Genomic DNA, 20726 nt, shown 5'->3' with positions numbered 1-20726 from the left:
TGGCGAAGATTTTATCTTCTTTAGGCCTATATTTAACTTGGCCGATGCCGCCATATCTGTTGGCGTTATCTTGATCCTGCTTAACCAAAAACACTACTTTAAACACGAAACCGCTGAACCAAACAGTTTGAACAGCGAGGTTGTGGAGGAATAAGGTTTAATGTGCAGATGTGCGAATGAGTAAATGATACTCAATGTGCGAATGAGTAAATGTGCAAATGGTAAGACCTATCATTTTGAACATTTACTCATTCTTGTTTGAAGTCATTTGCACATATCCGCATCTGCAAATTCGCACATTAAACAATCGGTATCCATATCTCCTCCTCCGAATCCGCACTGTCGCCTTTATACTTTTGGCCCATCACAGCAAAATGTGGCCTGTCATCAACTGCATAGCCGGATTTAGGCAACCACTCCATAAAAATATATTGATAGGTACTTGCGTCAGTGGCCAATCCTTTGTGCAGAAAAACCGCATATAAGCTTTCCCGGATGACCATGGTTTGCAACCCATCGGGTACATTGCTCAGGTCGGCAACCTCGACGGCAGCCCATTTGTCAAATTCGCGTGTGGGGTCAAAACTGTCAAAAAAATGCGGGGCATAAACCTCCAGCGAATACAGGTCCTGCCCTATGCTATTTTTTATTTCGCCCCTGCGTGACATAAAACCCCGCCAAAGCTCGGTTGTTCTATTGTTCGCGAAAGAAACCGACAGGCTTTTGCCCACCAGTTTCTTTTCCGCCAATACTTCTGTTCTTAAAAACATCGGTCAACAAAAATTTTTAAAAAAATCTATTGATTTACACATTTGCAAATCGCACATTTACTCATTTGCACATTTACAAATTTACACATTACTTGCGCAACGCCTTAAACTCCGACCCCGCTTTCCATCCCGGGAAGGTAGTTTCGTCGGCCAGTTTCACACCGATATTGTACATCACGTTCGCCACCTCGGCCATGCCTGTGCAGTCCATATCGGCGCTGTAATTGTCGGATGGTTGGTGATAATTGTTATCGTTATAGTCCTTCTTTTTGGCTTTGCCCCATTCCTCGCCATGCTCAATGCTGTTGGTACCATTGTTCAGGTCGAGCGCGGGTACGCCAACTTTGGCAAAGTTAAAATGGTCCGACCGGTAATAGCTGCCCGCGCCAGGCCTGTCGTCGCCTTTCAGTTCGAGGTTAAATTTAGCGGCTTCGGCAGCTACATAATCATCCAAATCGTTTTGCCCCTTTCCGGTGATGGAGAGGTCTTTCGTTGGCCCGTAAAAACCTAAGGCATCCATATTTAGGTTAGCTACCGTTTTAGCCAGCGGAAAAACCGGGTGCGTAGCGTAATACTCCGAGCCCAGCAAACCCTGCTCTTCGGAGGTAACGGCTAAAAACACAATGCTGCGTTTGGGTTTATCGGCACTTGCAGTGTAGGCCTTCGCAATGGCCAACAGCGAAGCTACACCGCTGGCGTTATCAACCGCACCGTTGTAAATCGAATCTCCTTTAACCGGAGCACCAATGCCCAGGTGGTCCCAATGCGCTGTGTAGATGATGGTTTCATCGGGCTTGTCTGTCCCTTTTATCATCGCGATCACATTGTGCGACATGGAGTATTTTAAACTGTTGCTGAGGCCTACCGTTAAATTCATACCCAACGGTATCGCTTTAAAATCGCGCTTGCGGGCAATAGCACGTATATCGCCTGTTATACCTGCGGCAGTAAATATTTGATGTGCGGCGGAGTCGGTTATCCAACCCTCCACTAGCGCACGCGATTTGTATTTATCGGCTGCCTGCAAATACAATTTGGGTCCTGTGTTGCTTGTTTTTATTACCGACCAGCCATAGCTTGCAGGCTCCGTTTGGTGAACGATGAGCAGCCCCGCCGCGCCCTGGCGGGCAGCTTCTTCAAACTTATAGGTCCAGCGGCCGTAGTAGGTCATGGTATCACCTTTGAACAAGGTCTTATCACCCGATTTAAAGCCCGGATCGTTTACCAAAACCACCACTACTTTACCTTTTACATCCAGGCCGGCATAGTCGTTCCAATGATATTCGGGTGCAACAATACCGTAACCGGCAAATACCATGGGCGCGTCTTTTAATTGTATGTTCGCATCCTCATGGCGGCTAAACACCACAAAGTCTTCCGTCTTTTTCAACGAGATGTGCGTCTTACCCGATATCTCCATCGTGGCCGAAGGCGTGCCCGTAACCTGCACCATCGGCACATCCTGAAAGTAGCTGCCGTTATTGCCCGGAGCAACGCCCAGTTTTTTAAACTCGGATGAGATATAGCTGATGGCTTTGGTTTCGCCCGCGGTAAAAGGCTTGCGGCCCATCAGCGAGTCGTTGGCCAGTACGGCGATGTGGCTCTTAATGTCGTCGGCTGTAACCGGGCCGTAAGTTGTTTGCTCTGCTTTTTGTTTACAGCCGGCCAGTATACCCATGCCTAAACTTAGTGTAATAAGGATGTGTCTTATTTTCATAAAAATTGCTTTGAACCAAACTTACATAAAATAATCTTCCTCAAAACAGCCTTACTAAAGCTTTTAATTGCGCCAATACTGTTTTTGACGATGCCATTACAACAATGTTGTAAAAAACATGTTACCTGTTATGGAAAAGGCTGCTTAACTTCGTCTGTCCAATAAAAAAACACACCATGAAAAAGATATTTTTTATAGCATTATTGGCAATTGCCACAACTTATGCGCAAGCGCAAAGTGTTGACCTGCGCCGCAAGATCGAAGTATCGGGCACCGCCGAAACCGAAGTAACCCCCGACATTATCTACTTCAGCATATCGCTCAAAGAGTATATGGACGGTCGCAACCGTATGGACATTACCCAGTTAGAAAACCAGTTGATAAAGGCGGCTGCCGATGCCGGTATCCCCAAAGAAGACCTTACCATCAATAATATTGCGGGTTATACTACCTATCAGAAAAAAAAGGACCCCAACTTTTTGGCGAGCAAACAATACCGCATCAAGTTTCATGATTTGAACAAAATCAACCAGATACTGAGCGCCATCGACCCGAAAGGCATCCAAAATACCTATATCGAAAGCTATGATTACTCGAAAATGGACGAGCTTAAAAAGGATTTGAAACTAAAGGCATTGATAGCCGCCCGCGACAAAGCTACCTATCTGCTCACCGGTATTGGGCAAAAGTTGGGCGAGCCCATCAGCATTACCGAAGTGGACAATGGCGGTTTTACTGCCCCTATGTTGAGTACATTTATGAGAAAAGCAACTGTTGCCGATGCTGCTCCCGAACAAGACATCGACTTTAAAAAGATAAAACTGAGCTTTCAGGTAAATGCGGTGTTCGAGATTGTGAAATAGGTTTTTGTTTCGACCTCCAATTTTTTGTATATTTACTTTATGACTACGATAACACTTGAAGTACCTGATAGCTTGGGCGAGTATCAAAATGATACCGTTCGGTTTATAGCGGCCAAACTATACGAGTCGGGTAAATTGTCGTTAGGGCAAGCCGCGGATATGGTTGGCCTGTCGAAACGTACATTTGCAGAATTGCTAAGCGACTATGGTGTTTCTCTATTGAACTATCCGGTGTCGGAGATGCTAAGCGATGCAAGCAGAATATAGCATCGTTATTGCCGATACAACCTGTTTCATTTTACTTGACAAAATCGGTGAAATGGAATTGCTTCGGATTTTGTTTGGAACAGTAACTACAACCAATATTATCGCTGAGGAATTTGGTTCGGCTTTGCCTATATGGGTAAAAATTGAAACAGTTAAAGACACACAGTTTCAATCAACTTTAGATATTGACCCTGGTGAAGCAAGCGCAATTGCCTTGGCAATGGAGATAGGGTCATCATTGCTGATTCTTGACGATGGAAAAGGTAGAAAAGCCGCTCAACGATTAAATCTTAACTTTACAGGGAGCTTAGGCGTATTTTTGAAAGCCAAAACAGCAGGGATTATTCCTGCTATACAACCTATAATTGCCAAAGTTCAACAAACTGATTTTAGATATACGGAGGCAGTTTTGCAAGAAATTCTTTCCCTTGCCGGAGAATAAGCCTACCTTTAAATCATGAGTGATTCCCAACGCCCCGATGTTCCCTCCCGTAAAAAATTCTTTTACCCTATCATCGACCCGTTGCGCGACTACCTCAAGCAGTACGACCGCGAAATAGACTTGCCGGTGCGTTACTCTGATTTGCTGCGTTTCAACTTTCATACCCCATTACTCAATAAAGACGGCAGCGATACCTTATGGCAAACTGTGTATTATAGTGAAGGCGAGATGAAGGAATTATTCCCCGCGCTTACCTATATATATGCCTTAATGCATATTGACGGCGATAAAAGGTCTTTGCAGCAGCTAACCGTGGCCCGTATCGACTTTTGCAGTTTTGGCAATTCGCAACCTTTCCGCATCCGCATCATCAACAGCCTGAATGACAATTACGACCACTTTTATATAAAAAGAGCCGATGCCTCACGTATATACGGGCTTGAGTTGGAACATACCTTGTCGCCAAACCGCATCATCTACATTTCCAGTGGCGATACTTTGGCCGAAGGGCATATCCCCGGGCTGCCCGGCGATGTATTTATCAACCACCGGCTTGGCACCTCAAAATTCAACCAGATCCGTATCTGTAAAGAGTTTGTAAAGTTCAACGAGCGTTGCTTCTTACGCCTTTTGGGCGATATGCGTTCGTACAATTTTGTGGTGGATATAACACCCGATATCGAAGGCAACCAATACCGCATCCGCGCGATAGACTTTGACCAGCAAAGCTATGAGGGTCGGCGCAAATTTTATCTGCCGCACTTTTTTAAAGAGAACAATGCCCTCAACAACCTGGGCATGAAATACATCACCGAAGATACCATGAGGCAATACCAGGAAGAAGAACGAAGCCTGATAGCCCAGCGTGTCAGGATAGCGCGTTTCCGCTTGCACGACCTGATGAAAGTGATGCGCATCGACAAAATATCGCCCGAAGAAAAAGTAAAACAATTGGCCGCCGATCTTGGCGAATATCATAAAACCGATGCTTTTGACAATTGCAACACCATGGGCCAAATACTGACCGAGCACATGCATATTATTTTAACCCGTACAAAACTTTAAAGCTTCAACCATTTCTTTCTCACCGTCATCATATCGGCAGTAGGGTTGGCAAGCTCAATAATTTTATATTTTACCGAAGTATCTTTCAAAAGTGTAACGTGCAGGTTTTTTTGAATGCCATCACGGCTCAGGCTCACCACAATTTTATCGCCCGGTTTTTTGGCCGCTATAATTTTATCGAGGTCGTTGTTTAATGGCTGCCCGTCGATGGCGGATAGTTCATCGTTTACGTTCAGGCCATCAACCCAGGCCGCGCTGTTACGCAATACACCGGTAATTACTATTTTGCCATTGCTGCCTGGGCTTGTAGCCACGCCCAATGTAGCGTTGTTGCTACGGGCATTATCGTCTGCCAACTGATAGCCCGCATAGCCCAGGTATTTGGCAAAGTCCATATCGGCAAGGCCGTAAATGTATTGGTTATAAAAATCGTCGAGGTTTTTGCCGGCAAATTTTTCCAGCCCGGCTTTAAATTCGGCATCGGTATAGCCGCGTTGTTTTGTTTTGTAGTACTCATCGTACATGTACTTCATTACATCGTCCAAACTTTTTTCGCCTTTGGTATCGTTGATGATTTCCAAATCAAGCAGCATACCCGCCAAAGCGCCTTTGCTATAGTATGATATGGTGGAGTTATTGGTATTTTCATTCGGACGGTACAGTTTTATCCAGGCATTAAAGCTTGCATCGTTCAACGATTCGATTTTCGCTCCCGGTTGATTGGTTACCGAGCTGATATTACCGGCAAGCCTTGCCAGATAGTCATCCGCCGGGTACAAATGCGTACGCCTGATGATGATATCCTGATAATAGGCCGTAAAACCCTCTGCTATCCACAGGTTTGGGGTGTAGTTTTCTTTGTCATAATCGAACGGGCCAAGCGCAATCGGCCTTAAGCGCTTCACGTTCCACAGGTGGAAATGCTCATGGGCTACGAGGCCCAAAAAGTTTTCGTACCCACCCTTTGTAGCATAATTATCGCGCGAAGCACCCAATACCGTCGAGCTTAAATGCTCCAGTCCGCCACCGCTTTTGGCATAATTGTGCACAATGAACACGTATCGTTTGTTGGGGTTCTCACCATAAATGGCCGTTTCCTCTTCCACTATTTTGGCCATATCTTTTTTCAATTGCCCTTTATCATAGTTACCACCGTTAACCATGGCTACCTCGTATTTTACACCCGAAGCCTCAAAACTAAAAACATCCTGCGTGCCCACTTCAATAGGCGAATCGAACAAAATATCATAGTTAGGCGCATAAAGTGTAAACTGGTCGCCGTTTACCGGTTCAAGGCTGGTGGACACCGTTGTCCAACCCTTGTAAGGTGTGATATGTATCTGCGAAGGTTCGTTCAGCATACCTGCCGGGTACATAAACAGACCCGATGTCGACAAAAACCCATGCGCGGCATCGATAAAACTGGTACGCACCGATATTTCAAAGCAATAAACGCGGTAGGTTATTTTGATGTCCGAATGATTACCGTTAGCAATATGCCAGGTATTTTTGTCGGTTTTGTAGGCAGTAAGCACTGTGCCGTTGCTTTCGGCAGTAAAGCCTTCCACGTTTTTGGCAAATTCGCGCACCAGGTAGGAGCCCGGCGTCCATACAGGCATTTTAACATCAACACCATTTTGTGATAGGCCAACTATCGTCATTTCGATGTTTACGTAGTGGGCTAATGCTTCAGGAAAAGTAACCTGATAATTTATACGGACAGGCGATGCAACATTGGTTGCTTTAACATTCATAAAAAGGGTAATTAGATAAAAAGCCAGGGGGTAAATTTTCTTCATGGCAGGCAAGTTACAAATTTACCCATATATAAAAAACCAGTTCAATCGTCAGTAAAAAAGCTGTAAAATGGTTGCTACATATAACTGTTTTGAATGAGAACTATTATAGCTTTGCGTTCGGAAAAAATCAAAACAAAAGTTGGAAGAACCTTTAGCGCGCAGGCTGTTGCAGGTAGTCAAAATATACTTCGGCGTTTTTTTAAAACGGGTTGAATATCTGGAAATTAACCGTCATCATTATATGCTTTTGTTGATAGCAGAACATGATGGCAAACTAACCCAAAAGATGCTGGCCGAAATTACAGGAAAAGATAAATCGTCGATGGTAAGTATAATTGATACTTTGACAGATAAGGGATATGTTTACCGTGAAATCAATCCGGACGACAGGCGGCAGCAACTCCTTAAAATCACCGATAAAGCGAAGGTCGACATGCCGGCAATAAAAGAAGCGTACAAGCAATTAAATGCCAAAGCCACCGAGGGGATTGACCGCGAAAAATTAGAGGTATTTGAAGAAGTACTGTTTAAAATAAGCAATAACCTTAAGCCGCTCGAATCGAACCATATATCGCTGCGCCTGAAAAAGCCAAGAAACACAACACGCAAACCATAAAAATGAAGCCTAAATACATTATTTATCCCCTGTTGATTTTACTGATCGGATACCTGTTTTACAATAAATTGTACGGCCCTAAAGCCAAAGAGGCTGCGGCACAGGCCGGGCCCGGTAAAAAAGGTAAAAAAGGCACACCCATAGTACCGGTAAATGTGATGATTGTAAAGGATACGGTATTCAGCAACTCCATTGATGTAACGGGCAGTGTGTCGGCCAATGAGCAGGTTGAACTGAAGAGTGAAACCGCAGGGAACATTACCGGCATCTACTTTAACGAGGGCAGCCATGTTGAAAAAGGGCAATTGCTGGTAAAGGTGTACGACCAGGACCTGCAGGCATCGTTAAAACAAATACAGGTGCAAATAAAACTGGCCGAACAAACAGAATACCGCAACCGCATATTGTTGGAAAAGCAAGCCATCAGCAAGGAAGAATACGATACTTCACTCACCTCCTTAAACTCGTATCAGGCCCAGGCCGACCTGATCAAAGCACAGATAAAAAAGACCGAAGTACGTGCACCCTTTTCGGGGACCATCGGTTTGCGCAATATCAGTCCAGGCGGTTATTTATCGCCACAAGGATCCATTGCCAGTTTGGTGAATACCGACCCGGCCAAAATAACCTTTACAATCCCCGAGAAGTATTTGACGCTGATACATGTAAACAGTAAGATCAGCTTTACCGTGGAAAGTTCGGACAAAAAATTCGCGGGGAGCGTATACGCCATCGAGCCGGCGATTGATGTGAACTCCCGCTCGGTAACGCTGCGCGCCAAGGCCGATAATAAAGATGGTTTGTTGAGGGCAGGCAGCTTTGCCAAGATACACTTTACGTTGGACCAGATACCAAACACCATTATGATACCTACTGAAGTGGTGATACCGGATATTAAGGGCAGCAATGTGTTTATCGCTAAAAATGGATTTGCTGTGCCAAGGCCCATTAAAACCGATACCCGTACTGATACCAAACTACAAGTTACCGGCGGGTTAAAAGCCGGCGACAGTTTGATTGTGAGCGGCATTATACAGATGCGCCCCAAGGTGCCCATTAAAATCATAAAAGTAATTCATTGATATCCATATGAGTTTATCCTCTGTCAGCATAAAAAGGCCGGTTTTGGCCACAGTAATGTCTATCGTTATCGTGGTGTTCGGGGTTATAGGATATAGCTTTCTGGGCGTACGCGATTTCCCTTCGGTGGATCCGCCGATCATTACCGTAAACACCAACTATTCGGGCGCCAACTCCGATGTTATCGAATCGCAAATAACCGAGCCGCTCGAAAAAGCAATTAATGGTATCCCGGGCATCCGTAATATCTCATCGACAAGTTCGGTTGGTTCGAGTACCATTACGGTTGAATTTAACCTGGATGCCGACCTTGAAACCGCCGCCAACGATGTGCGCGACAAGGTAGGGCAAGCGCAACGGCAGTTACCTCAGGATATTGATGCACCGCCGGTAGTTACTAAGGCCGATGCCAATTCGGACAATATCATCACCGTTACGGTAAGCAGCAATACCCGCAACATTTTGCAGATAGATGATTATGCAGAGAACGTTTTACAACAGGCCTTGCAAACAGTGCCCGGTGTAAGCGCGGTAAACGTACAGGGACAGCGCCAGTACGCCATGCGTTTATGGATAGACCCCAATAAACTCACTGCATTTGGTTTGGCTGCCAGCGATATCAGCACGGCATTGGCCAAAGAGAATGTGGAGCTGCCTGCGGGAAAAATTGAAGGCAATAACACCGAGTTGACCATACGCGCTTTAGGCAAACTGACTACCGAAAAAGACTTTAACAACCTGATACTAAAAGCCGACAGCGCGCATGTGATACACTTAAGCGATGTAGGTTATGCCGTTTTAGGTGCCTCGAACGAGGAGACCGGCTTAAAAGAATCGGGAATACCTGAGGTTGCACTGGCCATTGTGCCGCAGCCGGGTGCCAACTATGTGCAAATAGCCAAAGATTTTTACAAACGCCTGGCGCAGGTAAAGAAAGACCTTCCACCAGATATCAAGGTGGAAGTGGCATTGGATAATACCCGCTTTATCAACCAATCCATTTCCGAAGTTGAAGAGACTTTGGCGGTATCGTTTATACTGGTGGTAATCATCATCTATCTGTTCTTCCGCGACTGGCTCATCGCCTTCAGGCCATTGATAGATATTCCTGTATCGCTTATCGGCACCTTCTTTATCATGTATATTTTTGGCTTCTCCATCAATATATTGACTTTGCTGGGCATTGTACTGGCAACGGGGCTGGTGGTTGATGATGGTATCGTCGTCACGGAGAACATCTACAAAAAGGTGGAAAGCGGCATGCCCATCAGGAAGGCCGCCTTTGAAGGCTCGGCCGAGATATTTTTCGCGGTTATCTCCACATCGGTAACGCTGGCGGCGGTGTTTTTGCCCATCGTGTTTTTACAGGGTTTTACGGGGCGTCTGTTTCGCGAGTTCGCGGTCGTCGTCGCGGGGTCGGTATTGATTTCCGCTTTTGTATCGCTTTCGTTGACACCTATGTTGAATGTTAAGCTCATCCGCAAGAACCAGGGGAAATCGAAGTTTTACGTGCGCACCGAACCTTTCTTTGTTTACCTTACGACATCGTACACCGATTCATTAGTTAAGTTTATGAGGCAACGGTGGATATCCTTCGCTATTTTGGGCGGGTCTTTCGTTATCATCTGGCTTACCTCGCAAGGTATACAATCGGAGCTTTCGCCTTTGGACGACCGTAGTTTGCTAAGGATGTCGGTTACGGCACCCGAGGGAACATCGTATGAATATATGTCGAGGTACATGGATAAAGTTTCGCAACTGGTGGAAGATTCCATTCCTGAAAAGAAAATCAACATTAGTTATGTTGCGCCGGGCTTTAGCGGCGCGGGCGCGGTAAATACTGGTTTTGGCCGTGTGGGTTTGGTCAGTCCCGATGAGCGTACCCGCAGCCAGCAGCAAATTGCCGATTATTTGACCAAACAGTTGGCTAAAATGCCCAATGCGAAAACGTTTATCATACAAGAGCAAACCATAAGCGGTGGCGGCAGCGGTGCCAAAACATCCTTACCGGTGCAATTTGTTATCCAAAACCAGGATTTTGAAAAGCTGCGAAAAGTTATCCCGCAGTTTTTGGCCGAAGCCAACAAGAGCAGCGTTTTTCAGGGTGTGGATATCAACCTCAAATTTACCAAACCGCAGTTGTCGGTGGTAACCGACCGCGATCGCGCCCGGGATTTGGGTGTGGCCGTGAGCGATATAGCGCAAACGCTGCAATTGTATTATAGTGCCGGGCGATTAGATTACTTCCTTATTAATGGTAAACAGTACCAGGTAATTGCCCAGGTCGACCGCGCAAACCGCGACAAACCCCTCGATTTGACTTCGGTTTATGTGCGGAGTTCATCGGGCAAATTGGTGCAATTGGATAACGTGGTGAAAGCGTCCGAAAACTCCACACCACCATCCATCTATCACTTTAACCGTTTCAAATCAGCCACGGTATCGGCAGGCCTTGCGCCCGGTGCTACCATTGGCGATGGCATAAAAGAGATGCAGCGCATTGCTAAAGATGTGCTGAAAGACCCCACATTCAGCTCCGATTTGGCGGGCCCTTCGCGCGATTTTGCTGAAAGCTCATCGAACATTATTTACGCCTTCGCTTTTGCGTTATTGCTCATTTACCTGGTGCTTGCGGCACAGTTTGAAAGTTTCAAGGACCCCTTGGTGGTTATGTTGACGGTGCCGTTGGCTATCGCGGGTGCATTCTTGTCGTTATGGTTGTTCAATCAAACCCTCAACATATTCAGTGAAATCGGGATGATCACATTGGTAGGTCTGGTAACCAAAAACGGTATCCTCATCGTGGAGTTTGCCAACCAGCGTATGGAACACGGCCTCACGAAATATGAAGCGGTTATTGAAGCGGCGACATCGCGTTTAAGGCCCATTTTGATGACCAGTTTGGCCGTGGTATTGGGCTCTGTGCCTATAGCTTTCGCTCTGGGCGCGGGTGCAAAAAGCCGTACGGCTTTGGGTATTGTTATTATGGGCGGCATGTTGTTTTCTTTAGTGCTCACACTATACGTAATCCCGGTAATGTATGTGTTGATTTCGCCAAAAACAAAACACAACCCCGATGAAGAGCCTGCCGAAGAAGAAACCAAACACGAAGAGCTGGCACTATAAACAGGATTAAGGTACATGATAATGAGATTTTTAAGAACCATTTGTTTATTTATAATTTGTCTTTGTTTGGCGATGGCTGCCCGGGCCCAGCAAACCCTCCCTACGTTGAGTTTGAAGGATGCCGTTGATATCGCGTTAAAAAACAATTACGATATCAGGCTCACCAAAAACACGACGGCCATTGCAGCCAACAACGTAACGCGCGGCAATGCCGGCCAATTGCCACAGATTGCCGCCGGGCTAACATCCACCAATAGTTTGCAAAATACCACGCAAACCAAATCGGATGGGTCGGTGGCGCAAATAAACGGCGCCAACAATACCAGCTTGACTTATGGCGTAAACCTAAACTGGACCATTTTTAATGGTTTTGCCATGTTTGCCAATATGGACCAGCTAAAACAATTAAGCGAATTGAGCAAGATAAGTCAACGCGATACCATTGAAACAACTTTGGCCAACGTAATATCCACCTATTACCTGTTGGTAAACCAGGTAGAGCAACTAAAAGCTTTACAGGGCGCCATCGAAATATCTCGGACGCAGTTACGCTATACACAGGACAAACTCGATGTTGGCCGCGCCGCCGGATTGGATGTTTTGAATGCGAAAGTTAACCTGAATACCGATACCTCGAATTATTTGGTGCAGTTGCAAACCTACAAATCCATAAAAATAAGGCTGAACCAGCTATTGGCGCGCGACCTTTCTACCGATTTTACGGTGGCCGATACCACCATTATTGTTGACGATAAACTAAAGCTGGCTGATATCATCAACCAGGCGCAAAGTGCTAACCCAAACATCCTGGCATCGCAAATAACCCAACGGTTGGCCGAAATCAACCTGAGGCAGGTAAAAGCCATGCGCTATCCGCAAGTTGGGGTGAACACGGGGTATAACATTACCAACAGCGCCACACCGGCTGGTTTTGCACGCTCACAAAATACCAATGGCCTTGCTTATGGCCTCACGGCATCCATCAACATATTTAACGGCAACAACCAAAACCGGCAGGAAACAAATGCCAAACTGCTGATAGAAAACGCAACCATCAGCGCAGGCAAAACAAAGCAAAATATTGAAGCACAGATAGATAATTTTTATATCAATTACCTTTCAGGCCTTGATTTGATGAGGATCGATATCTCGAATGTGGCTATCGCCAAACAAAATCTCGACATTTCGCTGGAAAAATACAAGCTCGGGAATATTACCCCTTTAGAAATAAGGGAGGCGCAAAGAAACTACCTCAGCGCGCAATCAATGTACTATCAGGCACAATATCAGGCCAAAACAGCCGAGATAACTTTGAAAGAAATTACCAACAATATTAATATTCAATAAATTATTTTATTTTTTATGATATAAAGCGTTATTTTTGAACGCTATGCCTACACCACGCTTCAAACTATGCTTGTTGATCGATGATAATTTTATCGACAACTTTGTAACGCGTAAAATTTTAGAAACCAGCAATTTTGCCGAACAGATTATTGTAATACAATCTGCACCCGAGGCTATAGCCCAGATACAGGCAAAAAAAATACAGCCCGATGTGATATTTTTGGACATCCGTATGCCTTTTATGGATGGTTTTGAGTTTTTAAAAGAGTTTGATTCGATGCACCTTGACGACGACAAGCAAATCAAAATATTCATGCTATCGTCCTCTTTAGACCCTGTGGACTTCAGGCTATCGAAAGAAAATAAATACATTACCCAGTTTATCCACAAGCCCCTTACCCACAAGGCCCTCGAAGCCATTAGCAATACATGATATTAGTTGCCGACAGCGGTTCATCAAAAACAGATTGGCTGATTGATATACCCGGGCAACAACCAACGGGCTTTACCACAACGGGCATAAACCCTTATTTTCAAACCGAAAAAGAGATTGTTAAAATTTTGCAGTCGCAATGTGCGGACATTGTAAAAAAAGCGGGCAAGATAGACGAGATTTACTTTTTTGGCGCGGGCTGCTCCAGTCCCGACAGGCGCGAAATGGTATCGAACGCGCTAAGCCATGTGTTCCCTAAAATATTTATCAGTGTGGATACCGACCTGCTTGGCTCGGCATATGCCACCTGCGGTAACGAGACGGGTTATTGCTGTGTATTGGGCACAGGGTCCAATGTCTCTTTTTTTGATGGTGAAACCATTATTGATGGCAACCACGGCATCGGCTATATTTTGGGTGATGAGGGCTCGGGCAGTTACTTTGGCAAAAAGCTGATTACCGACTATCTGTACGGTAATATGCCGACGGAAGTAAGCCAAAAATTTAATGAGCTATACCCCATCGACAAAGAGGTTGTGATAAAAAACATCTACCAAAAGAGCAACGCGAATAGCTATCTGGCCTCGTTTGCGCGGTTTTTGAGCGATAGCAGGGACACGGCTTACACCCAAAACCTGTTAAAAGAAGGCTTTAATGAGTTTATCGAAACCAATATCAGGACCTACCCCGACCACCACGACTATAAGTTCCATTTTGTTGGCTCCATAGCCTGGCATTTTGCCGACGAACTGACGGCCATGTGTAATCAAAACGGCATACAGGTAGGCAAAATAATCCAAAAGCCCATCACACACCTGCTCGATTTTATTTTGACCCACAACGGTTAATCAGCTCAATGCAGCTTTTTTCGGTTAAACCTTAACATCACCACTTTAAAGCTTATAAAACCTATGCCCAGCAAAGCCAATATGCATACCGCATTGGGTATGTAATCGCCGTGGTTAACGTAAAAGGTAAGGTCGGAGTTGAGGTTAATATCCTGTTTGATGGCTGTTTTTACCCACCATGCAGTATGCTGAACCACATCGCCACGCTGGTTGATAAATGCCGAAATACCCGTATTGGCCGAGCGGCAAACCCAACGCCGTGTTTCAATAGCGCGGAGCTTGGCATAGTCGAGATGTTGGTCTTTGCCCGATGTGTTTTCCCACCAGCCGTCGTTGGTGATGATGGCGATAAACTGCGCTCCTTTTTTAACATAGGTAGCCACGTACCCGCCCCAAATGGATTCATAACAAATTACCGGCGCCACACCGATACCCGCCTGCGAGTAAAACACGCCTGCCTCTTTTTGTTTGCCATAACTGCCTGAGGCGCCACCCAAATGCTCGAACACGGGTTTCATAAACGATAAGGCCGAGCCGAAGGGCAATTGCTCGGCACCTGGCACCAGTTTCGATTTATGGTAAAACTGTAATGCGGCAGAGTTTTCGATATTGACCGCCGCATTAAAAACATCGTAGTATTGACCGGTGCCGGGTACAGGGCTGGCCGATGGCGTGGCATCTGTATTGTATAGTTTAGTGGTCTCCACACCGGTAAGCACGTTGCCATTTTTGTATTTGCCCAAAAACTGTTGCACCTGGTTGTAGTAATTGCTTGTACGGAAGCGATCTTCGTCGATGGCTTCGGGTATGGCCGATTCCGGCCAGATGAAGAACTCGGTATTTTGCTGGCCTATCGAGTCGGACAGGCGAGCAAGGATTTTTATTTGCTGCTCCACCGGGATGTCGTTCAGCTTCATGTAGGGATCCACATTGGGCTGTGCTACTACGATGTTTGCCGGGTCGGGGCTTTCGGTGTAATTGTAATAGGTGTACAGCGAGAAGCTTAAAGGCAAAATGATGACAAGCGTCAATGCAGTAACCAGCCTTAAACGTTCTTGTTTGGCTTGTGCTTCCTGTACGCCCATCCATATCAAAAAGATGAGGATATTTGCAGCCCAAATCCAAACCGTACCACCGTAAACGCCCGTGTACTCGTACCACTGTATCCACTGGTGGCTTACCGCGAAACCGTTTCCCAGGGTCATCCAGGGGAAGGCCAGGTCCCAGCTTTGGTGCAGGTACTCGTAGCCTATCCAAAAACAAACGAGGGCCACCAGGCTGATGTTGCGGTTGGTAAAACACCGCATTTTATAATACAGCCAGCAGGCTATGGCCATTAATAAGGGGCCCAGCGAGTACGGGATAAACGAAATTGGAATAGCGATGAGGTTACCTACCATTTTTACCGAGTTATATACCCAGTAGATGGACAGGAAATTCCAGATAAAAAAGCCCCAGAAGGTGGTGCGGAATATCCTGCGACCTTTATTTTCTGCATCCGACCGAATGATGTTTTCCATGAGCAGCAGCATCGGCACCAGCCCGAAAAACAGAATGAATGTGGTATAAGGTATGGGCGGCCAGGCCAGCCATAATAACAGGCCCGATAAAACGGTTAATAGGATGTTTTTTTTCATGTTTCCCTTAACGTCATTGCGAGCGATAGCGAAGCAACCTCTACAGATGCAAGTCGATGATGCTGCTCGGAGACCTATCGCGCAGAGGTTGCTTCGTTCCTCGCAATGACGTATTTTTTTAATTTTCTTGACTCCAGACTCAAGACTTCCGACTTAAGGCTATTCCTCTTCTTTATAATTTTTTCCTTTTGACTTTTGACTTTCCATCCCCGCCACGCATATCACAAACTCGCCTTTAACGGGGTGTGTTTCGTAATAAGCCTTTACTTCGGCTACGGTGCCGCGCACGGTTTCTTCGAACAATTTGGTCAGCTCGCGCGATACGGATATTTGCCTGTCTGCCCCGAAATAAGTGATCATTTCTTCCAGCGTTTTGGGTATGCGGTGCGGCGATTCGTAAAAAACCATCGTGCGTTCTTCTTCGGCCAAAGCTTTATAACGTGTTTGCCGGCCTTTTTTTACAGGCAAAAAACCTTCAAAACAAAACCTATCCGTAGGGAAACCTGAGTTGACCAACGCCGGCACAAATGCCGTAGCGCCGGGCAGGCATTCAATAGCAATATCATGCTTCAACGCTTCGCGCACCAGGAAAAAGCCGGGGTCGCTGATGGATGGCGTACCCGCGTCGGATATCAAAGCTACCTGTTTGCCTTCCTTTAAAAAGCGGACCACCTCGTTGGTGCTCTGGTGCTCATTATGCTGGTGATGCGCGTAAACCTTCTGGCTGATACCAAAATGCTTGAGCATGGGCGCCGAAGTGCGTGTATCTTCCGCAAGGATAATATCCGCCTCTTTTAAAACACGCAAAGCACGCAAAGTAATGTCTTCGAGGTTGCCGATGGGCGTGGGTACTAAGTAGAGTTTACCGGATTGGCTCATAGTTCATAGATCATGGTTCATAGTTTTTAGCTGTTAATCTTAATTCATCGAGGGTTTATCTCCTTTTTTTACCATGAACCATTAACCATGATCTATGAACTAATCCTATCTTTGTTCAAAATATAAAATAATGCTGCAAGTTAGTTATATCCGCGAAAACAGGGAACAGGTTTTGGAACGTTTAGCGGTAAAAAATTTTAAACAGCCTGAATTGGTTGATGAGGTGGTGAAATTAGACGAGTTACGCCGTCAGACACAGAACACTTTGGACGGGATATCGGCCGAAGCCAATGCGGCTGCCAAACAAATTGGCGAGCTGATGCGCACCGGGAAGAAAGAGGAAGCCGAAATCATCAAATCAAAATCGAATGTTTGGAAAGAGGAGATCAAAAAACTAAGCGAGCAGTATGCTAAAGTAGAAGAAGAACTCCAACAAAAAATAGTATTGCTGCCCAATTTGCCGCATAGCAGCGTACCCAAAGGCATTACGCCCGAGGATAACGAGATAGCTTTGGAGCATGGCAAAAAACCTGAACTATATGCCGGTGCCCTGCCCCATTGGGAGCTGGCCGCAAAATATAACCTGATAGATTTTGAATTAGGCGTTAAAATAACCGGCGCTGGTTTCCCGGTGTATAAAGGTAAAGGCGCCAAATTACAACGCGCGTTGATCGCTTTCTTTTTGGATGAAGCCGAAAAAGCCGGGTATGATGAAATGATGCTGCCTTTGGTGGTGAACGAAGCCTCGGGCTTTGGTACAGGCCAACTTCCTGATAAGGAAGGCCAGATGTATTACATCGGCGAGGATAAGTTATACCTCATCCCTACTGCCGAAGTGCCCATTACCAACCTGTACCGCGATGTGATATTAAAGGCCGATGAGTTGCCTGTAAAAAATTGCGGCTATACGGCATGTTTCCGCCGCGAAGCGGGTTCATACGGAGCGCACGTGCGCGGACTGAACCGCCTGCACCAGTTTGATAAGGTGGAAATAGTACAGGTGGTACAACCCGAAACATCGTACCAGGTATTGGAGCAAATGAGCGGCCATGTGCAAAGCCTGCTGCAAAAACTGGAGCTACCCTACCGTGTGCTGCGCCTTTGCGGCGGCGATATGAGCTTTGCCTCGGCCCTTACTTACGATATGGAAACCTGGAGCGCGGCACAACAGCGCTGGCTGGAAGTGTCTTCTGTATCCAACTTCGAAACCTTTCAGAGCAACCGCCTCAAACTGCGTTTCCGCAATGCCGAGGGTAAAACACAGTTGGCGCATACGCTAAATGGCAGTGCACTGGCCTTGCCGCGTATTGTTGCTACCTTGCTGGAGAACAACCAAACTGAGAAAGGCATTAAGATACCCGAGGTTTTGGTGCCTTATACCAGGTTTGAGTGGATAGATTAGGCCCCCTCTAAATCTCCCCCAGTAGGGGAGACTTAAAAGATTTTTTTAAGCCCTCCCTTCCGGGGAGGGTTTGGGAGGGGCTATTTTTCCCCCTATAAAACATATCTTTATATTCATCGTTTTACACCTATAAACCTTTGCATATGAAAACCATTTACGGTAAACTCATCCTTTTGCTGATGCTGTTTGGAATGGCATCATTTACCGTTAACGCCCAAAACGCCCGCAAAGAACGCCAGGCAAAAAAAGCGGCCGAAGTGAAAGCCCTGATCGATTCGGGTACTTATGTATTTGTGCCGGAATCGGCCAACCCGATGCGCGGCGGCAATATCAACCTCACACCCGAATATGATTTGCATGTTTCTAAAGATACCCTGATTGCCTATCTGCCTTATTTTGGTCAGGCATATCAAGCACCTTTAGACCCGATGGATGGCGGTATCCATTTTACATCAACCCGTTTTTCCTATTTCCCTAAACTGTTAAAAAAAGGCGGCTGGGAGATCAGCATCAAAACCGCCGACGCGAAAGGCGTTGAGAAAATGTTTATGAACATATCCGACGATGGTTACGCTTCGCTGCAAATTACCAGCACCAACCGCGACCCCATCAGTTTCCAGGGTTATATTGAAGCGCCTAAGAAAAAGAAGGCTTAACCGGTTCAAAAAGATTTGACAACTTTTAAAAAGTTGTCAAATCTAAATCTTAACTGTAATCGCATTGCCATTATACGTGATGATTTTATCGGGCTTTGCTTCAATGATGGTATCGGTTCCATGCCCTGCTTTTACCATGACGATATGGAACACCCGCGTTTTTTGCATGCCTTTAAACTTGCCTTGACGGGATGTTAGGGTTAGTTGTTTTGATCTGTCGTTCCATAGGATGTTAAAGGTTGCGCTTGCCCCTTTTTCGTATTTGTAATTATCATTCTCGTCTTCATAAACCCGGAAATTACCATTGGCGCCGGGATAAATACGCAGTTCGGTAACCCCCGATGTCTTTTGGGCGGCGTACTCCACATTTGGCCCCATGGGGATGATGGACCCGGCGCGTACAAACAGCGGCATTTGCCCCAGCGGCGCATCGGCATCAATGGTTTGTCCGCCAGCCATGGTTTCGCCGTTCCAAAAGTTATACCAGGTGGTGCCGGCCGGTAAATATACTTTTCGTGATTTTGCTTTATTTGCCGCATTTGGCCCGGTAAACAAGGGTTCGGTTACAGGGTTAACCAAAAACGCCGGACCGAACATGTATTGGTCGGGAATATTGTACACCTTTTCATCCGTCCTGAAATCGAAAGGCAAGGCTCGCATCAGGGTGTAATTTTGATTGGTAACTTTTGCCGCCAATGAGTATATGTATGGCAATAAACGGTACCGCAGTTTATCATAATTCAATAGGATGGCCTTGGTTTGGGCATCCCAGTTATCGGAGTACAATGCCCGCTCGCCTTTGCCATGTATGCGGAAGATGGGGCAAAACGCGCCAAACTGGAACCAGCGGATAAACAATTCGCGGTTTTGGGGTGTCGACCAATCGGGCGCTTTCCAGTTGAGGTGATAACCACCGATGTCGGATGTCCAATAGGGTATGCCCGAAGCGCAAGCGTTAATTCCCTGCGGCACCTGGCTTTTTAGCGCCCGGAAGGTGCAGGTAATATCGGACGACCAAAGCGTTGTCGCGTTGCGTTGCTGCCCCGCGAAAGCCTGTCGCGCCAAGAAGAAAGCCCGCTTACCGGGGATGTCTTTTCGCCAGCCGGTGTATACGCCTTTGGTATGCTCCAGCGAGTAGGTGTTAAAATAATCTATTCCTTTCCCTACCGAAAAATTGCTTTGCCTGCGGGCATCCAACAGCGCACCATTGTCAGGTTCACATTGGTCTATCCACCAGGCATCCCATCCATAGGCCTTTATCAGGCTGTCGCGGGCCTGCTCCCAATACATTTCCCGCGCTTTGGGGTTGTGCGCATCGTAATAGGTATCGAAGGTGTGGGTAACCACATTGTCCCAGGTGATATCGGTGAGGTAGCCCGCGTTTTTCAGCGCGTCGAAGTTTGGCGTGCCTTTCCCAAACACAGGCCAGATGGATATCATGGCATGGATATTGGCTTGGTGCAGCGAATCGACCATGGCTTTTGGGTTGGGATAAGCCTGCCTGTTCATCACATGCGAGCCTATAGGCAGCGGGTCCCAATAATACCAATCCTGCACAATCACATCCACCGGGATATGGTTTTTGCGGTAATTATCCTTTACGGCGATTACTTCTGCCTGGCTTTTATAACGGTCCTGCGATTGGAACAGGCCGTAGGCCCATTTGCCAAACATAGGCGCGCGGCCAGTAACAGTACGGTACAAGTCGATGATATGGTCGAAATCCGGGCCGTAAAAAAAGTAGTAATCCACCATTTTACCGCTTTCGGATACATATTT

General features: G+C 46.3%; 19 protein-coding genes. 13 read left to right on the top strand and 6 right to left on the bottom strand.

Annotated elements, in window-relative coordinates; translation table 11 throughout:
• Positions 1-154, top strand: a 154-nt coding sequence (locus QZX97_RS09345; protein ID WP_295648025.1) for a signal peptidase II, incomplete at its 5' end; no start/stop codon positions are given.
• Between the two features lie 145 nt (positions 155-299).
• Here QZX97_RS09345 and QZX97_RS09340 read toward each other — a convergent pair.
• Positions 300-770, bottom strand: coding sequence for a GyrI-like domain-containing protein (locus QZX97_RS09340; RefSeq protein ID WP_295648023.1), 471 nt, complete (start codon positions 768-770; stop codon positions 300-302).
• An 88-nt stretch (positions 771-858) separates the two neighbouring features.
• Positions 859-2487, bottom strand: a complete 1629-nt coding sequence (locus QZX97_RS09335) for a M28 family metallopeptidase (protein WP_295648020.1) — start codon at positions 2485-2487, stop codon at positions 859-861.
• 176 nt (positions 2488-2663) lie between these two features.
• Here QZX97_RS09335 and QZX97_RS09330 point away from each other — a divergent pair, with 176 nt between their 5' ends.
• The 4 genes from QZX97_RS09330 to QZX97_RS09315 are packed head-to-tail and all read left to right on the top strand — an operon-like array spanning position 2664 to position 5124.
• Positions 2664-3350: an SIMPL domain-containing protein gene (locus QZX97_RS09330; RefSeq protein WP_295648016.1), complete on the top strand. Its 687-nt coding sequence runs from the start codon at positions 2664-2666 to the stop codon at positions 3348-3350.
• A 39-nt stretch (positions 3351-3389) separates the two neighbouring features.
• Complete coding sequence (locus QZX97_RS09325) at positions 3390-3617, top strand: UPF0175 family protein (RefSeq protein WP_295648014.1); 228 nt, start codon at positions 3390-3392, stop codon at positions 3615-3617.
• On the top strand, positions 3601-4059 hold the full coding sequence (locus QZX97_RS09320) for a DUF3368 domain-containing protein (RefSeq protein WP_295648012.1): 459 nt from the start codon (positions 3601-3603) through the stop codon (positions 4057-4059). The genes QZX97_RS09325 and QZX97_RS09320 overlap by 17 nt, the downstream gene beginning before the upstream one ends.
• A 15-nt stretch (positions 4060-4074) precedes the next feature.
• The gene (locus tag QZX97_RS09315; protein WP_295648009.1) at positions 4075-5124 is read left to right on the top strand and encodes a hypothetical protein; all 1050 of its coding nucleotides are present in this window, start codon (positions 4075-4077) and stop codon (positions 5122-5124) included.
• On the opposite strand, the gene QZX97_RS09310 is transcribed toward QZX97_RS09315, so the two are convergent.
• A complete protein-coding gene (locus tag QZX97_RS09310) occupies positions 5121-6923 on the bottom strand; it encodes a PDZ domain-containing protein (RefSeq protein WP_295648007.1) in 1803 nt (600 codons plus the stop codon). The genes QZX97_RS09315 and QZX97_RS09310 overlap by 4 nt on opposite strands.
• Positions 6924-7062: 139 nt before the next feature.
• Here QZX97_RS09310 and QZX97_RS09305 point away from each other — a divergent pair, with 139 nt between their 5' ends.
• The 6 genes from QZX97_RS09305 (at position 7063) to QZX97_RS09280 (ending at position 14373) form a co-directional block, all read left to right on the top strand.
• Positions 7063-7539, top strand: a complete 477-nt coding sequence (locus QZX97_RS09305) for a MarR family winged helix-turn-helix transcriptional regulator (RefSeq protein WP_295648005.1) — start codon at positions 7063-7065, stop codon at positions 7537-7539.
• A gap of 2 nt (positions 7540-7541) precedes the next feature.
• Positions 7542-8621 (top strand): efflux RND transporter periplasmic adaptor subunit, encoded by a 1080-nt coding sequence (locus QZX97_RS09300; protein WP_295648002.1) that lies wholly within the window; start codon positions 7542-7544, stop codon positions 8619-8621.
• Between the two features lie 7 nt (positions 8622-8628).
• Positions 8629-11745 carry an efflux RND transporter permease subunit gene (locus QZX97_RS09295; protein WP_295647999.1) on the top strand — a complete coding sequence of 1039 codons (3117 nt, stop codon included), beginning with the start codon at positions 8629-8631 and terminating at the stop codon, positions 11743-11745.
• A 72-nt stretch (positions 11746-11817) separates the two neighbouring features.
• Positions 11818-13092 (top strand): TolC family protein, encoded by a 1275-nt coding sequence (locus tag QZX97_RS09290; protein WP_295647996.1) that lies wholly within the window; start codon positions 11818-11820, stop codon positions 13090-13092.
• A gap of 43 nt (positions 13093-13135) precedes the next feature.
• Positions 13136-13525, top strand: coding sequence for a response regulator (locus QZX97_RS09285; protein ID WP_295647993.1), 390 nt, complete (start codon positions 13136-13138; stop codon positions 13523-13525).
• Positions 13522-14373 carry an N-acetylglucosamine kinase gene (locus QZX97_RS09280; RefSeq protein WP_295647991.1) on the top strand — a complete coding sequence of 284 codons (852 nt, stop codon included), beginning with the start codon at positions 13522-13524 and terminating at the stop codon, positions 14371-14373. Before QZX97_RS09285 ends, QZX97_RS09280 begins: the two co-directional genes overlap by 4 nt.
• A gap of 5 nt (positions 14374-14378) precedes the next feature.
• Here the strand turns inward: QZX97_RS09280 and lnt are convergent, their stop codons facing one another.
• Positions 14379-16010: an apolipoprotein N-acyltransferase gene (lnt, locus tag QZX97_RS09275; RefSeq protein ID WP_295647988.1), complete on the bottom strand. Its 1632-nt coding sequence runs from the start codon at positions 16008-16010 to the stop codon at positions 14379-14381.
• A gap of 159 nt (positions 16011-16169) precedes the next feature.
• A complete protein-coding gene (gene rsmI, locus QZX97_RS09270; RefSeq protein WP_295647985.1) occupies positions 16170-16889 on the bottom strand; it encodes a 16S rRNA (cytidine(1402)-2'-O)-methyltransferase in 720 nt (239 codons plus the stop codon).
• Between the two features lie 130 nt (positions 16890-17019).
• Here rsmI and serS point away from each other — a divergent pair, with 130 nt between their 5' ends.
• Both serS and QZX97_RS09260 read left to right on the top strand, forming a co-directional pair.
• Positions 17020-18291, top strand: coding sequence for a serine--tRNA ligase (gene serS, locus QZX97_RS09265; protein WP_295647982.1), 1272 nt, complete (start codon positions 17020-17022; stop codon positions 18289-18291).
• A gap of 143 nt (positions 18292-18434) precedes the next feature.
• Positions 18435-18947, top strand: coding sequence for a DUF4251 domain-containing protein (locus QZX97_RS09260; protein ID WP_295647980.1), 513 nt, complete (start codon positions 18435-18437; stop codon positions 18945-18947).
• 42 nt (positions 18948-18989) lie between these two features.
• On the opposite strand, the gene QZX97_RS09255 is transcribed toward QZX97_RS09260, so the two are convergent.
• On the bottom strand, positions 18990-20726 hold a 1737-nt coding region (locus QZX97_RS09255), incomplete at its 5' end, for a TIM-barrel domain-containing protein (protein ID WP_295647978.1).

The organism is uncultured Mucilaginibacter sp., from assembly GCF_903893715.1.
Lineage (GTDB): Bacteria > Bacteroidota > Bacteroidia > Sphingobacteriales > Sphingobacteriaceae > Mucilaginibacter.
This window is presented reverse-complemented; position numbering and strand designations above follow the sequence as displayed.